Raw genomic sequence first — 14880 nt, 5'->3', positions numbered from 1 at the left:
TCGCCAGGCGCTTCAGCCTATCTGGACTTTCAGCGGCTCCGGCACCTTCACGCCTCCAGGTCCGTCAACCTCTCCGGGTCCTTCAGCGCCCCGAGGGCCTTCAGCGCCTGGCGCCGGCGCCCGCCGCGGCCATCGCCGCCAGGCACTGCGCCGGCCCGCCCTGCACCAGCTGCACCGAGCAGGCCAGCATCAGGTTCTTGCCCAGGCCGAAGTCCTCGACATGAAAGCCGCGCGCGTCGAGCGGCCTGCCCTCGGCGTCATGGCCCACCGCGGCGCGCTCCACGATGGTGCCGCGGTCGCCGGTATAGGCCCACACCGGCTTGCCCAGCGCCACCGCGAAGCCCACCTCGAAGGCCGTGCCGGAATCCGGCTCGGCCGGCCCCCGAAAGTCGTCCAGGTTGGCCATCACCAGATCGGCGCGGCGGATCAGCGCGACATTGGCCTGATAGATCCAGCGCGCCGCGGCCTCGCCGGCCAGGCCGGATGGCAGCTGATGGTCCAGCGGAAACAGGCCGGTAAAGCCGTGCTGCGCACAAAGATCCTTCAGCGCCTGGCCACGGGCCATCGCATCGGGACGGAACACATCGGGGCCGGCGAGGTAGACGGTGGGCATGGGGTTCGGATTCGGGATAGGCGGTAGAGACGCAGTTTTGCCGACAAACGTGGTCGTCCACGCGAATACGGGGACCCGGTGGCGCTTGAAGACGCCGGATTCCCCCTTTCGCGGAAGCCACGGCATGGTGCTGCGCGGCAAGCACGCCAGCAAGCCCCCAGGCGAGGCCGCCGGCACGGACAAGAGGCCGTCCGGCAGGATACACTCTGCTGTCTTTTTCCCGTATCCACTACACCATGCCTGCCATCGACCTGATCCAGATCGGCCCGCTCGCGCCGCACCTCAACGCCACGCTGCAGGAGCGCCACGGCGCCGCCGCGCTGTGGGAGCACGACGACTGGCCCGCCTGGCTGCGCGAGCATGGTGCACAGGCGCGCGTGGTGGTTACCTCGGCCCGGCACGGCTGCAGCGCCGCGGTCATCGACGCGCTGCCGCAACTGGCGGCGATCGTCAGCTTCGGCGTCGGCTACGACAGCATCGCGCTGGACGCGGCCCGCGCGCGCGGCATCCAGGTCAGCAATACGCCGGACGTGCTCAACGATTGCGTGGCCGACCTCGCCTTCGGCCTGATGATCGATGCCGCGCGCGGCATCTCCCACGGCGACCGCTTCGTGCGCGACGGCCGCTGGCACCAGGGCCCGTTCCCGCTGACGAGCAAGGTGTCCGGCAAGCGCCTGGGCATCCTGGGCCTGGGCCGCATCGGCGAGAAGGTCGCGCGCCGCGCGCAGGGCTTCGACATGGAGATCGCCTACAACAACCGGCGTCCGCGCGAGGGCGCGCCGTGGCGCCATGAACCCGACCTGCTGGCGCTGGCCGCATGGGCGGACTTCCTGGTGGTGACCTGCGTCGGCGGCCCGGAAACCGAAGGGCTGGTGTCGCGCCAGGTCATCGAGGCGCTCGGGCCGAAGGGCGTGCTGGTCAATGTCGCGCGCGGCAGCGTGATCGACGAGGACGCGATGGTCGAAGCGCTGCGCGATGGGCGCCTGGGCGCCGCCGGGCTCGACGTGTTCCGCGACGAACCGCGCGTGCCGCCGGCGCTGATCGGGCTGGACAACGTCGTGCTGGCCCCGCACATGGCCAGCGGCACGGTCGAGACGCGCGGCGCGATGCAGGCGCTGATGCTCGACAATCTGCGCGCCTTCCTCGAAACCGGCAAGGTGCTGACGCCGATCGTGTAAGACCCTTCGGCGGGCTTGCCGCCCTGCCCGATGCCGCGGCGCGGCGTTCCCCGGGAGCGCCGCGCCGCGTGATTTCGCGTTTGCCGATTGCCGATTCTCGATTCCCGTTTCCCGATTCCACGCCTCGCCCTCGCGCCAGCCATGCCACGGCATTTTCTTTACCTGTTCGTCTTTATCGCGCTGTACGCCTGCTTCGACCTGGTGTTCGACTACGACGAGGCCGAAGGGCTGCAGCACGTCATCATCGATGCGATCGGCACCTCGATCACGCTGGCCGGCGTCTTCATGCTGGCGCGCGAACGGCTGCGCACCGATCAGGAAATCCGCCAGCTGCGCGCCTCGCTGGGCGAGGCCGAGCGGACGCTGGCGCAGCGCGACGCGGCCGCGCATCAGGCCGGCCTGCAGATGCGGCATGCGATCAGCAGCCAGTTCGATCGCTGGAACCTGACCACCAGCGAGCGCGAGGTGGCCTATCTGCTGATCAAGGGCCTGTCGCTGGAAGAGATCGCCGGCGTGCGCGACAGCAAGCCGAAGACGGTGCGCCAGCACGCCACCAACATCTACGCCAAGGCCGGCCTGCGTGGCCGGCACGAACTGGCGGCCTACTTCCTCGAAGACCTGCTGGTGCCCGAGGTGCCCTGAGCGGGGCCCGATTTACCGCGTCCAGGGTATCGGCTGCCCTGCGCCGGCGTGCATTGACGCCCCGCTATATACCGCCGTATATTGCGCTCGATGTGACTCGGGTGTCCCCCAGCGCCTTGCCTCTGCGGCTGGGCGCCTTCGATGGCCCCGGCCGCTGTCCTCACCGACTCCCCGACTCCGGAACACCTGCCATGCCTGCTCGTCGTTCTCCCGCCATTGCCGCCGCGCCCATCCGCGCGCGCTCGCGTCTGTCAGGCGCCTTCGTTGGGGCGGCGCTGGCGATGCTGGCGATCCTGCCGGCCCGCCCCGCGGCGGCCGCCGAACTGGTGGTGTCCGCCGCGGCCAGCCTGACCAATGCCTTCCGCGCGGTCGCCACCGCCTATGAGCAGGCGCATCCGGGCACGAAGCTGGTGCTCAATTTCGGCGCCTCCGACGTGCTGATGCAGCAGATCGTGCAGGGCGCGCCGGCCGACGTGTTCGCCTCGGCCGACCAGCAGGCCATGGACAAGGCGCAGGCCGAGCACGTGATCGTGCCGGGCTCGCGCCGCGATTTCGCCGCCAATGCGCTGGTGCTGGTCGAGCCGGCCGACAGCACGCTGAAGCTCGCCTCGCCGCGCGACCTGCTGCGCGACGACGTGCGGCGCGTGGCCTACGGCAATCCGGCCTCGGTGCCGGTGGGCCGCTACACGCGCGACGCGCTGGAGGATGCCCGGCTGTGGCAGGCCGTCTCGACCAAGGGCGTGCCGGCGCAGAACGCGCGGCAGGCGCTGGACTACGTCGCGCGCGGCGAGGTCGATGCCGGCTTCGTCTTCGCCACCGATGCGGCCGTGACGCCGGGCAGGGTCCGCGTCGTCGCGCACGTGCCGACGCGCACGGCGGTCACCTACCCGATCGCCGTGACCGCCCGCTCGCGCCAGAAGGACGAGGCTGCGCGCTTCGTCGATTTCGTGCTGTCCTCGGAAGGCCAGGCGCTGCTCGCGCGCCACGGCTTCCGGCCGCGCTGAACGTCGCCCTGGACTACCCGCTGATGGAATCGGTCTGGGTCCCGCTGGCACTGTCGCTGAAGGTGGCCGGCTGGGCCACCGCGATCAATGCGGTGCTCGGCGTCGCCGCCGCGGTGGCGCTGTCGCGCTGGCGCTCGCCGCTGCGCGACCTGGTCGACGCCGTGCTGACGCTGCCGCTGGTGCTGCCGCCGACCGTGCTCGGCTATTACCTGCTGGTGCTGGTAGGACGCCGCGGCGTGTTCGGCGAATGGCTGTCCTCGCTGGGCATCGAACTGGTCTTCACGTGGCAGGGCGCGGTGCTGGCCGCCACCATCGTCGCCTTTCCGCTGGTACTGAAGTCCGCGCGTGCGGCCATCGAGGGCGTCGATCCGCAGCTGGAGCACGCCGCGCGCGTGCTGGGCGTCAGCGAGACCGGCATCGTCTTTCGCGTGACGCTGCCGCTGGCGGTGCGCGGCATCGCCGCCGGCGTGCTGCTCGCCTTCGCGCGGGCGCTCGGCGAATTCGGCGCGACGCTGATGGTGGCCGGCAATCTGCCCGGCCGCACGCAGACGCTGTCGGTGGCGATCTACGAAGCGGTGCAGGCCGGCGACGACGACACCGCCAATCTGCTGGTGCTGGTCACCTCGCTGACCTGCGTGCTGCTGCTGGTGATCGCAGGCCGCCTGGTGCCGAGCACGCGCCAGGCGGTGCGTTGAACGGAGGCTGCATGTCTGCCCCCCTGCCTGGCTCCCTCCCGGTCACCGCACCTCCGGCTACGACGCTGCAGGTCGAAGTCAGCAAACGGCTGGATACCGCCGACCGGCATTTCGCGCTGGATATCGGCTTCTCGTCCACCAGCCGCCGCATCGCGCTGTTCGGCCCCTCGGGCGCCGGCAAGACGCTGACGCTGCGCGCCATCGCGGGCCTGCTGCGGCCGGACCGCGGGCGCATCGTGCTCGGCGAGCGCACGCTGTTCGACGTGGCGGCGGGGGTCGATGTGCGGCCGCAGCAGCGGCGCGTGGCCTATCTGTTCCAGGACTATGCGCTGTTCCCGCATCTGACCGTCGCGCAGAACGTCGCCTTTGGTCTCGCGCGCGGCTGGCGCAATCCGCCGCGCGGCAAAAGCCATGACGATGCCGAACGCTGGATCGACGCCTTCGGCCTGCGCGAGGTTCGCGGCCACTATCCGGCCGAGATTTCGGGCGGACAGAAGCAGCGCGTGGCGTTGGCGCGCGCGCTGGCGACGCGGCCCGATATCGTGCTGCTCGACGAACCCTTCTCGGCGCTGGACCCGGCGCTGCGTGCGCGCATGCGGGCCGAACTGCGCGCGCTGCAGACCAGCCTGGAGGTGCCGATGCTGGTCATCTCGCACGATCCCGACGATGTCGCGGCGCTGGCCGATCATGTGATGGAGATCCGCGACGGGCGGATCTATGCGCCGCAGGGCTTGAGCGCTTAGTGGCGTTGTGGGGAGAGGGGCGGTCTCGAACCACGGCGGCCGGCCCTGCGAGCGCCGCTTGCCCTCCCCCAGCCTCCCCCAAAGCGGGAAACGGACAAACCGTGGACCTCAGTCCATCGTCCCCAGGATCACGCTCGACGCCTTGAAGATCGCCAGTGCCGGCGCGCCTTCGGTCAGACCCAGCTCGTCCAGCCCGGCATGCGTGACGATGGCCGCGATGGTGGCGCCGCCATCGAGCGCGAGCACGACCTCGGCATTGACCGCACCCGGCACGATGCGCGCCACCGTGCCAGGCAACTGATTGCGCGCCGACAGCCGCAGCCCGGGCGACGGCACGCCGATCAGCACCGACGACGCCTTGACCAGCGCGAACGCCTCGCTGCCCGGCGCCAGGCCCAGCGTCTCGACGCTTTCATGCGTGACCGTGGCGACCACCTGCTGCCCGCCGGGCAGGGCCAAGGTGACCTCGTCGTTCACCGCGCCGGTCCGCACCTCGGTCACGGTGCCGAACAGCCGGTTGCGTGCACTGGTCTTGATCATCAGTCGCCGGATCAGATGGATATCGTGTTGCAGCGCGTTGGCGGCCGTCGCGTCGAGCTGCTCGCTGACGCGCGACAGCTGCGCGACGAAGGCGCGGTGCTCGGCCTCGAGCGCGCGGTAAGTGCGCACCAGCCCCTCGCCGCGCGGCGTCAGCATGGTGCCGCCGCCGCCCTTGCCGCCGGCGGCGCGCACCACCAGCGGTTCGCCGGCGCTGTTGTTCATCGCGTCGACCGCGTCCCACGCCGCCTTGTAGCTGAGTCCGACCGCCTTGGCGGCCGCCGTGATCGAGCCGTGTTCGGCGATCGCCGCGAGCAGCGCGATGCGGTCCTTGCCGCCGAGGTCCCGGCTGCCGGCGCGAAACCAGATCTTGCCCTGTAGTTCGAGCATGAGGGTGGCGCCGCCACGGACGGCGCGAGGGTGTCGGAACGGCGCTATGTTACCGCGCCGGTCGGGCGGGGCCGCGCTGGGACGCGCTGGGACGCGCTAGGACGCGTTGGGCGGTGCTGGCCGAGCCAAGCCGGGCCGGGTTGGGCTCGGTTGGGCTGGGCCGCTGGCCAAGCCGAGCCGAGCCACGCCCGGCCACGCCGAACCAAGCCGGGTCGCGGCGCCGCCGGCAAGGTATGTCATCACGTGATACATTGACGGCTTTTTTGCGCGACGCTTTTTTTGCTGCGTCGCGGCACGCGCTGGCGCCTTCATGTCCTCCCGAACCTCTCCCCTTCTAGCCCTGGCCGGCGAAGTCCGGTTGCGCTGGCGCGGCTGGCTGGCCGCCTTCGTTCCGATGCCGGTGGCGGCAAGCAGCCGTGAGCGGTTCAAGAGCTGTCTCGGCGCGATATTCGCGCTGGCCTGCACGGAGTGGATCAGCCGGCATATGCTGGGCGGGCACAACCCCTGGTTCATCGCGCCGATGGGCGCCTCCGCGGTGCTGCTGTTCGCCGTGCCTTCGAGCCCGCTGGCGCAGCCGTGGTCGGTGATCGGCGGCAATCTGCTGGCGGCGCTGGTGGGCGTGACCTGCGCCCGCTGGATTCCGGACCCGGGACTGGCGGCCGCCGTTGCGGTGGCCGTGGCAATCGGCCTGATGTTCCATCTGCATTGCGTGCATCCCCCCGCCGGCGCGGTCGCCATCACCGCGGTGTTCGGCGGCCCGGCGGTGGCCAAGCTCGGCTATGCCTTCGTGCTGTTCCCGGTCGCGCTCAATTCGATGCTGATGCTGCTGATCGCGCTGTCGTTCAACAACCTGACCGGCCGCCGCTATCCGCATCGGCCGCCGCCCCCGGTGCCGGGACACGGCACCAGCGATCCGCCGCCGGGCCAGCGCGTCGGCTTCACGCGTGCGGACCTGGACGAAGTGCTGGCGGCGCGCGGCGAATTCCTCGACGTCGACCGCGACGACCTCGAGGAGATCCTGGTCGCCGCCGAGCTGCGCGCGTTCGGCCGCCGCTTCGGCGACGTGCGCTGCGGCGACATCATGTCGCGCGACGTGGTCGCGGTCCACGCCGACCAGCGCATCGGCGAGGCATGGACGCTGCTGACGCGCCACCGGCTGCAGGCGCTGCCGGTAGTGTCGCCGCGCCAGCGCCGGCTGGTCGGCCTGATCGCGCTGCCGGACCTGTTCGTCGGCGACCCCGCCAAGGGCCAGCGCCGGCCTGACGGTCTGGTGCGCGACGCGATGCTGACCGAGCTGCCGACCGCGCGCCCCGACCAGCCCATCGTCGAGCTGGCCGGCGCGATGTCGGATGGCGGCTGGCACCTGATGCCGGTGGTCGACGAGCAGCGGCGGCTGCTGGGACTGATCACGCAATCGGACCTGCTGGCGGCATTGCTCAAGCGGTGACGGAAGCGACGGGTCCTCTCCCGGGCCCTCTCCCCGGCCAGCTCCAGCCAGCGAGACTTGGCCGGCGAACCCACATCGCGGTTTCCATCACACAACGCTGGCAAAATAGCGGCCCATGAAACGTCTCTGGTCGCATCTTCTGGGCTTGCTCGTGCTGGTGGTGGCAACCTGCGCGCTGCTCGGCACGCTCGCGGTGGTGGTCGCCAGCCGCCAATTGCCCCCGCTCGACGCCATCGCCGCGTTCCGCCACTCGGCCGGCTACGTGCCGCTGGACAAGATGCCGCCCGCGCTGACGCAGGCCGTGGTCGCCATCGAAGACGAACGCTTCTATTTGCATGACGGCATCGACTACGTCGGCGTGATCCGCGCGGGCGTGGCCAATCTGTCCGACGACCTGTCGCAGGGCGCGTCGACCATCACGATGCAGGTCGCCCGCAACTTCTTCCTGTCGCGCGAAAAGACCTATACCCGCAAGCTCTACGAGGCGCTGCTGGCTTACCGCATCGAGGGGGCCTTCAGCAAGGACGAGATCCTCGAGCTGTACATGAACAAGGTCTATCTCGGCGAAGGCGCCTATGGCTTCGCGCAGGCGGCGCGGACCTATTTCGGCAAGCCGCTGGCCGAGCTGACCCTGGCCGAAGCCGCGATGCTGGCCGGCCTGCCCAAGGCGCCGTCGGCCAACAACCCGGTCGTCAATCCCCGCCGCGCGCGCCAGCGGCAAGCCTATATCCTGCTGCGCATGCTGGAATTGGGCCGCATCGACCGGCACCAGTACGATGCCGCGCTGCTCGAACCGCTGCGGCTGCGCTAGGTCATTCTCCTTGCCCGCGCTGCTCGAACGGCTGAGGTAGCTGCGGGCTTTCCCCTTCCGGCACCGCTGTCAGCGCCCACCCGACGGCGCCGCCCGGCGCGCCATGCTAGCCTGCTGGCAGCCGGGTTCCGCCTGCGCCGAACCCGCTCGCCACGCCGCGACGGCGGATTCTCGGGGAGGCAACGATGGATGGCATCTGGTCAGACATGCTGAGCGCGCTGCGCACGGAGTTCGCCGACATTCCCGACATCGAGGAAGCGACCCGCGTCGTGCTCCGGCTCGGCATGGCGATGCTGCTCGGCGCGATGATCGGCTACGAACGCGAAGCCGCCGGCAAGGCGGCCGGCCTGCGCACCCATATGCTGGTCGCGCTCGGCTCGGCGATGTTCGTGCTGGTACCGCTGCAGGCCGGCGTGCCGCTGGCCGACATGAGCCGCGTGCTGCAGGGCATCGCCTCGGGCATCGGCTTCCTCGGCGCCGGCGCCATCATCAAGCTCAACAGCGAAGAAAGCATCAAGGGCCTGACCACCGCCGCCAGCATCTGGATGGTGTCCGCCATCGGCGTCGCCGCCGGCATGGGCCGCGAGGCCACCGCGCTGCTCGCCACGATTTTTACGCTGGTGATTTTGGAGATTCTGCAGCGGGTGAAGTAGCTTCCTTGCCCTGCCGTCAATCCACCAAGGCCGCGTAGCGGACCGCGGGTCATCCGCTGACATCCATGCGGTCGGGGTGCGCCGGACCGCGCCCTGCTGACGCTGCCGCGGGCGTTTCCCGAGCTGCAGCGCCAGCGATCGCATTCAAGCCGGCGCTCGGGTCGGTGATCCAGCCGGCCAGCCCTCAATAGACGCTTGAATCAGTGCCTCAATACACCTGCGGCACCCACATCTCGTCGGGCACCGGCTGGCGCGCGTAGTCGTTGCTGCGCTGGCGCTCGGGCAGCACGATGTTTGGCTGCTCGATCTCGCGATAGGGAATCAGCGTCAGCAGATGGTGGATGCAGTTGAGCCGCGCGACCTTCTTGTCGTCGGCATGCACCACCCACCAGCGCGCCTCGGGGATATGCGTGCGCGCCAGCATGATTTCCTTGGCCTTGGTATAGGCCTCCCAGCGGCGGCGCGATTCGAGGTCCATCGGACTGAGCTTCCACTGCTTGAGCGGATCGTGGATGCGCGACAGGAAGCGCAGCTCCTGTTCCTCGTCCGAGATCGAGAACCAGTACTTGATCAGCCGGATGCCCGAGCGCACCAGCATCTTCTCGAACTCGGGCACCGTGCGGAAGAATTCCTCGTACTGGTCGTCGGTGCAGAAGCCCATCACGCGCTCGACGCCGGCGCGGTTGTACCAGCTGCGATCGAACAGCACGATCTCGCCGGCCGCCGGCAGATGCGAAACATAGCGCTGGAAATACCACTGCGTGCGCTCGCGATCGTTGGGCGCCGGCAGCGCAGCCACGCGGCAGACGCGCGGATTGAGCCGCTGCGTGATGCGCTTGATCACACCGCCCTTGCCCGCGGCATCGCGCCCTTCGAAGACGATCACGATCTTCTGGCCGGTGGCGACCACCCAGCTCTGCAGCTTGACCAGCTCGCCCTGCAGGCGGAACAGCTCGCTGAAATAGTGCCGGCGCGATTCCCGGTCGGCCGCGCCTCCGGGCAGCGATTCGGAGTTCAGCAACGCCTGCGCGTCGCCATCCTCGAGCGCGAGCTCGAATTCCTCATCGTAGTGGTCCGCCACCTCGCGGTGAATGCGGCGTACCAGTTCCTCTTCGCTCGGGGTCATCGTCGCGCTCCTTCACGTCCATCACGTCGGCCACGTCCTCGGCGACCGCCGGCAATGCCGCCACCGGTCCCGAAGGCCGCCGCCGGAAGCCGGAAACCGGCAGCCGGCCGGTCGTCCGCAGCCCGCGGGCCCGCCAGCGTAGCCGCCCGGTATGTCAGCGCCGTGAAAGCGCGCGGCCGAGGCAACGTCACGGCGCTCCACAAGCGTAGACCAGAAAATCGCGCAGCAGCTGCGCGGGCTCGCTCAGCGGCTCGTCGCGCCGCCAGATCAGCCCGACCTCCATGTCCGGCACCGCGTCGGCCAGCGGGCGCGCCTCGATCTCCTTGCCCTCCAGCGACCACGGGCGGAACACCATGTCCGACAGCACCGTGATGCCGAAGCCGTGCGCGACCAGCCCGCGCAGCGCCTCCATCGAGGTGGTGCGAAACGCAATGTCCGGCGTCAACCGCTTGCTCTTCCAGTAGCGCAGCGTCGAGGTTTCGCCCTCGTCGACCGTCAGCAGGATGTACGGGTAGCTGGCGACTTCCTTCAGCGTCGGCGCGCCGCCCTGCAGCAGCGGATGGCCCGGCGGCGCCCACAGCTGACGGCGGGAGCGGATCAGCGTGCGGTGGGCGAAGCGCTGCGGGCGCGAGACGTTCGACAGCAGCACCACGCCGAGCTCGATCTCGCCGGACAGCACCGCCTCCTCGATGTCGACTCGGTCGAGGTCGCGCAGGTCGAAGACGATCTCCGGATAGTGCGAGCGAAAGCGGGCCAGCAAGGCCGGCAGCAGATAGCCCAGCACCGTGTAGGAGGCGGCGAACGACACCGTGCCCTGCTGGCTCGGGCCCTGCAGCGAGGGTTCGCGCAGCATGTCCTCGACCGAATCGAGAATGCCCGCGACCCGCTGCAGCAGCCGGTGTCCTTCGGCGGTCAGCGCGACGCCATGCGGCAGCCGGTCGAACAGGCGCACGGCCAGGCGCTGCTCCAGCGCCAGCACCGCATTGGTGATGGCCGACTGCGACACGTGCTCGCGCGTGGCCGCCATCGAGAACTGGCCGGTCTCGGCGGCGGCCTGGAAATAGCGCAGCTGACGCAGCGTGATGTCGCGGGCCAGCGGCGCCGGACGGGTCTTGGCGTCGCGCGAGGCCCCGCCGGTCATGGCGGGGGAAATGGCGGGAGAAGTGGGTCGGGGAGCCATGCGATTTCCAAATATCAGCGCTCTGAATTTGTGATTTTACGATAGCGAAGCGCTTTCCTACACTCGTTCGGCAAACCAGAACGCGCAGATCCATGGATCGAATGCGCGCACCGAACCCGCATACCGAACGATACCGCCCGACCTTGTCAGCGAGATATCGGGCGAGATATCGGGCGAGATATCGCCCCCCGCCGGAGACACCCCCCATGAACAGTCCGCTTTCGCCCGCGCAGCAACAGGCCCTCGCCGACGCGCTGGCCAACGTCAGCCTCGACGACAAATACACCGTGGAAAAGGGCCGCATCTACCTGAGCGGCACCCAGGCGCTGGTGCGCCTGCCGATGCTGCAGAAGGCGCGCGACCGCGCGGCGGGGCTCAATACCGCGGGCTATGTCTCCGGCTACCGCGGCTCGCCGCTCGGCGGGCTCGACCAGGCGTTGTGGCAGGCGAAGACGCATCTGGCGGGCAGCGACGTGGTGTTCCAGCCCGGCCTGAACGAGGACCTGGCGGCCACGGCCGTCTGGGGCACGCAGCAGGTCAACCTGTTTCCCGGCGCCACGCGCGACGGCGTGTTCTCGATGTGGTACGGCAAGGGGCCCGGCGTCGACCGCTCGATCGACGTGCTCAAGCACGCCAACTCCGCCGGCTCCGCGCCCCACGGCGGCGTGCTGCTGCTGGCCGGCGACGACCATGCCGCCAAGTCCTCGTCTGTCGCGCACCAGTCCGAGCACGTGCTGATCGCCGCCGGCATTCCGGTGCTCTACCCGTCCACCGTGCAGGAGTATCTCGACTACGGCCTGCACGGCTGGGCGATGAGCCGCTATTCGGGCCTGTGGGTGGCGATGAAGTGCGTCACCGACGTGGTCGAGTCGAGCGCCTCGATCGAGATCGATCCCGAGCGCGTGCAGGTGGTGCTGCCGCAGGACTTCGCGATGCCCGAAGGCGGACTCAATATCCGCTGGCCCGATCCGCCGCTGGCGCAGGAAGCGCGGCTGCTGGACCACAAGTGGTACGCCGCGCTCGCCTATGTGCGCGCCAACAAGCTGAACCGCGTGGTGGTCGATTCGCCGCGGGCCCGCTTCGGCATCATGACCGCGGGCAAGGCCTATCTCGATGTGCGGCAGGCGCTGACCGACCTCGGCCTCGACGACGACACCTGCGCGCGCATCGGCATCCGCGTGATGAAGGTCGGCTGCGTGTGGCCGCTCGACGCGCAGGACGCGCGCGAATTTGCCACCGGCCTCGACGAGATCCTGGTGGTCGAGGAGAAGCGCCAGATCCTCGAATACGCGCTGAAGGAAGAGCTGTACAACTGGCGCGACGACGTCCGCCCGCGCGTGTTCGGCAAGTTCGACGAGCGCGACAACGAGGGCGGCGAATGGTCGGTGCCGCGCGGCAACTGGCTGCTGCCGGCGCACTACGAGCTGTCGCCGGCGATCATCGCCAAGGCGATCGCGCGCCGGCTCGACAAGGCCAACCTGCCCGACGACGTGCGCGCGCGCATCGCGGCGCGCGTCGCGCTGATCGAGGCCAAGGAGCGCGACGCGTCGCGTCCGCGGCTGTCGGTCGAACGCAAGCCCTGGTTCTGCTCGGGCTGCCCGCACAACACGTCGACCCGCGTGCCCGAGGGCTCGCGGGCGCTGGCCGGCATCGGCTGCCACTACATGGCGATGTGGATGGACCGCAATACCGACACCTTCAGCCAGATGGGCGGCGAGGGCGTGGCGTGGACCGGCCAGATGCATTTCACCGACGAGAAGCACGTGTTCGTCAACCTGGGCGACGGCACCTACTTCCATTCGGGCCTGCTGGCCATTCGCGCGGCGATCGCGGCGAAGGCCAATATCACCTACAAGGTGCTGTTCAACGACGCGGTGGCGATGACCGGCGGCCAGCCGGTCGACGGCGTGCTGACCGTGCCGCGCATCGCGCATCAGGTGCTGGCCGAGGGCGCGCGCGAGATCGTCGTGGTGACCGATGAACCGGAAAAATACGCCGGCGGCGGCGGGCTGCCCGCCGGCATCGCCGTGCATCACCGTGACGAACTCGACGACGTGCAGCGGCGCCTGCGCGAGACGCCGGGCGTCACCGTGCTGATCTACGACCAGACCTGCGCGACGGAGAAGCGCCGCCGCCGCAAGCGCGGCGACTATCCGGATCCGGCGCGGCGCGCCTTCATCAACGACGCGGTCTGCGAAGGCTGCGGCGACTGTTCGGTGCAGTCGAACTGCCTGTCGGTCGAACCGCTGGAGACGCCGCTCGGCACCAAGCGCGCGATTAACCAGTCGTCGTGCAACAAGGACTTCTCCTGCCTGAACGGCTTTTGCCCGAGCTTCGTGACGGCCGAGGGCGCGCAGGTGCGCAAGCCGGCTGCGGCGGGGACACAGACTGGAACACAGAGTGGGACGAAGGCGGGTGCGATCGACCTCGACGCCCTGCCCTCGCCCACGCTGCCCGCGCTCGAGCGCGCCTACGGCATCGTCGTGACCGGCGTGGGCGGCACCGGCGTGGTGACGATCGGCGGCATCCTCGGCATGGCGGCGCATCTCGAAGGCAAGGGCGTCACGGTGCTCGACATGGCGGGACTCGCGCAGAAGGGCGGCGCCGTGCTCAGCCATGTGCAGATCGCCGCCACGCCGCAGGCGTTGCATGCCACGCGCGTCGCCACCGGCGAGGCGCGGCTGGTGATCGGCTGCGATGCAATCGTGTCGGCGTCGGCCGAGGTGCTGTCCAAGGTCCGGCGCGACATCACCGCCGCGGCGATCAACAGCGCGCGCACGCCGACCGCCGACCTGATCGCCAATCCGAAATGGCGCTTCCCCGGCGCCTTGGCGGAGCAGGACCTGCGCGACAACATCGGCGAGGCCTGCGCGTTCATTGACGCCAATGCGTGGGCCGTCCGGCTGCTGGGCGATGCAATCTTCGCCAATCCGCTGCTGCTGGGCTTCGCCTGGCAGCGCGGCTGGGTGCCGCTGTCGCTGGCCAGCCTGACGCGCGCGATCACGCTGAACGGCGTCGCGGTACAGAAGAACCTGCTCGCCTTCGCTTGGGGCCGCGCGCTGGCGCATCGCGGCGAGACGGCCGTACGCGCGGCGCTCGACGGCGCGGGCCAGGCTTCGCGCCAGGCCGGCGCCGCGCCGACGCAGGTGCTGCCGCTTCCACCGACGCTGGACCGCCTGATCGAGGACCGCGCCGCCCTGCTGCGCGCCTACCAGAACGACGCCTATGCCGCGCGCTATCTGGCTGCCGTCGACAAGGTACGGCAGGCGGAGCTGGCGCTCGGCGCCGACCGCAAGCTGCCGCTGACCGAGGCGGTCGCGCGCAACCTGGCCAAGCTGATGGCCTACAAGGACGAGTACGAGGTCGCGCGGCTGTACGCCGATCCGGCCTTCCTCGACAAGCTGCGCGCGCAGTTCGACGGCGAGCCCGGGCGCGACTATCAGCTGAATTTCTGGCTGGCGCCGCCGCTGCTGTCCGGCGAAACCCGCAACGGCCGCCCCGTCAAGCGCCGCTTCGGCCCGCGCACGATGACGCTGTTCCGGCTGCTGGCCAAGCTCAAGGGGCTGCGCGGCACGCCGCTCGATCCCTTCGGCCGCACCGCGGAGCGCCGCGAGGAGCGGCGGCTGGTGGACGAGTACCTGGCGATGGTCGACGAGTTTGCGCGCAGCCTCGATGCGCAGCGGATCGACACGGCGCTGGCTCTGGCGGCGCTGCCCGACGATATCCGCGGTTTCGGGCCGGTGAAGGAGGCCAGCATGCGCAAGGCGGCCGAGCGCCGGGCCGAGCTGATGGCGCGTTACCGCGGTGGCGTGGTCGCGGACGGCGAGCGCGCCGCGGCTTGAGGTTGCGTTGTCGCGGCGG

At 69.9% G+C, this 14880-nt stretch carries 13 protein-coding genes; 9 read left to right on the top strand and 4 right to left on the bottom strand.

What is annotated here, in order from left to right; translation table 11 throughout:
* Positions 1-100: 100 nt before the first annotated feature.
* Positions 101-613, bottom strand: coding sequence for a nucleoside 2-deoxyribosyltransferase (locus F1599_RS00695; RefSeq protein WP_150081678.1), 513 nt, complete (start codon positions 611-613; stop codon positions 101-103).
* Between the two features lie 236 nt (positions 614-849).
* Between F1599_RS00695 and F1599_RS00690 the strand changes: the two genes are divergently transcribed.
* The 5 genes from F1599_RS00690 to F1599_RS00670 all read left to right on the top strand — a co-directional run bounded on the left by F1599_RS00690 (position 850) and on the right by F1599_RS00670 (position 4875).
* On the top strand, positions 850-1791 hold the full coding sequence (locus F1599_RS00690) for a 2-hydroxyacid dehydrogenase (RefSeq protein WP_150081675.1): 942 nt from the start codon (positions 850-852) through the stop codon (positions 1789-1791).
* Between the two features lie 141 nt (positions 1792-1932).
* Complete coding sequence (locus tag F1599_RS00685; RefSeq protein WP_149316875.1) at positions 1933-2433, top strand: helix-turn-helix transcriptional regulator; 501 nt, start codon at positions 1933-1935, stop codon at positions 2431-2433.
* Positions 2434-2714: 281 nt separating this feature from the next.
* Complete coding sequence (gene modA / locus F1599_RS00680; RefSeq protein ID WP_223819416.1) at positions 2715-3437, top strand: molybdate ABC transporter substrate-binding protein; 723 nt, start codon at positions 2715-2717, stop codon at positions 3435-3437.
* A 23-nt stretch (positions 3438-3460) separates the two neighbouring features.
* Positions 3461-4132 carry a molybdate ABC transporter permease subunit gene (gene modB / locus F1599_RS00675; RefSeq protein ID WP_149316873.1) on the top strand — a complete coding sequence of 224 codons (672 nt, stop codon included), beginning with the start codon at positions 3461-3463 and terminating at the stop codon, positions 4130-4132.
* Between the two features lie 11 nt (positions 4133-4143).
* On the top strand, positions 4144-4875 hold the full coding sequence (locus tag F1599_RS00670; RefSeq protein ID WP_150081669.1) for a sulfate/molybdate ABC transporter ATP-binding protein: 732 nt from the start codon (positions 4144-4146) through the stop codon (positions 4873-4875).
* 108 nt (positions 4876-4983) lie between these two features.
* Here F1599_RS00670 and F1599_RS00665 read toward each other — a convergent pair whose 3' ends face one another.
* Complete coding sequence (locus F1599_RS00665) at positions 4984-5802, bottom strand: TOBE domain-containing protein (protein WP_149316871.1); 819 nt, start codon at positions 5800-5802, stop codon at positions 4984-4986.
* A gap of 310 nt (positions 5803-6112) precedes the next feature.
* Here F1599_RS00665 and F1599_RS00660 point away from each other — a divergent pair, with 310 nt between their 5' ends.
* The 3 genes from F1599_RS00660 to F1599_RS00650 all read left to right on the top strand — a co-directional run bounded on the left by F1599_RS00660 (position 6113) and on the right by F1599_RS00650 (position 8713).
* Positions 6113-7249: an HPP family protein gene (locus F1599_RS00660; RefSeq protein WP_150081666.1), complete on the top strand. Its 1137-nt coding sequence runs from the start codon at positions 6113-6115 to the stop codon at positions 7247-7249.
* A 115-nt stretch (positions 7250-7364) separates the two neighbouring features.
* Positions 7365-8060 (top strand): transglycosylase domain-containing protein, encoded by a 696-nt coding sequence (locus F1599_RS00655; RefSeq protein ID WP_150081663.1) that lies wholly within the window; start codon positions 7365-7367, stop codon positions 8058-8060.
* Positions 8061-8245: 185 nt separating this feature from the next.
* A complete protein-coding gene (locus F1599_RS00650; RefSeq protein ID WP_150081660.1) occupies positions 8246-8713 on the top strand; it encodes an MgtC/SapB family protein in 468 nt (155 codons plus the stop codon).
* A gap of 208 nt (positions 8714-8921) precedes the next feature.
* Here the strand turns inward: F1599_RS00650 and ppk2 are convergent, their stop codons facing one another.
* Positions 8922-9839, bottom strand: a complete 918-nt coding sequence (gene ppk2 / locus F1599_RS00645; RefSeq protein WP_149316868.1) for a polyphosphate kinase 2 — start codon at positions 9837-9839, stop codon at positions 8922-8924.
* 187 nt (positions 9840-10026) lie between these two features.
* Positions 10027-10935, bottom strand: a complete 909-nt coding sequence (locus F1599_RS00640) for a LysR substrate-binding domain-containing protein (protein WP_149317104.1) — start codon at positions 10933-10935, stop codon at positions 10027-10029.
* Between the two features lie 290 nt (positions 10936-11225).
* Here F1599_RS00640 and F1599_RS00635 point away from each other — a divergent pair, with 290 nt between their 5' ends.
* Positions 11226-14861: an indolepyruvate ferredoxin oxidoreductase family protein gene (locus F1599_RS00635; protein WP_150081657.1), complete on the top strand. Its 3636-nt coding sequence runs from the start codon at positions 11226-11228 to the stop codon at positions 14859-14861.
* The last annotated feature ends 19 nt before the right edge of the window (positions 14862-14880 follow it).

Origin of the sequence: Cupriavidus cauae (assembly GCF_008632125.1) — a bacterium.
Lineage (GTDB): Bacteria > Pseudomonadota > Gammaproteobacteria > Burkholderiales > Burkholderiaceae > Cupriavidus > Cupriavidus cauae.
Note: the sequence above shows the minus strand (reverse complement) of the source record. Positions and strands in the feature narration are given on the sequence as shown.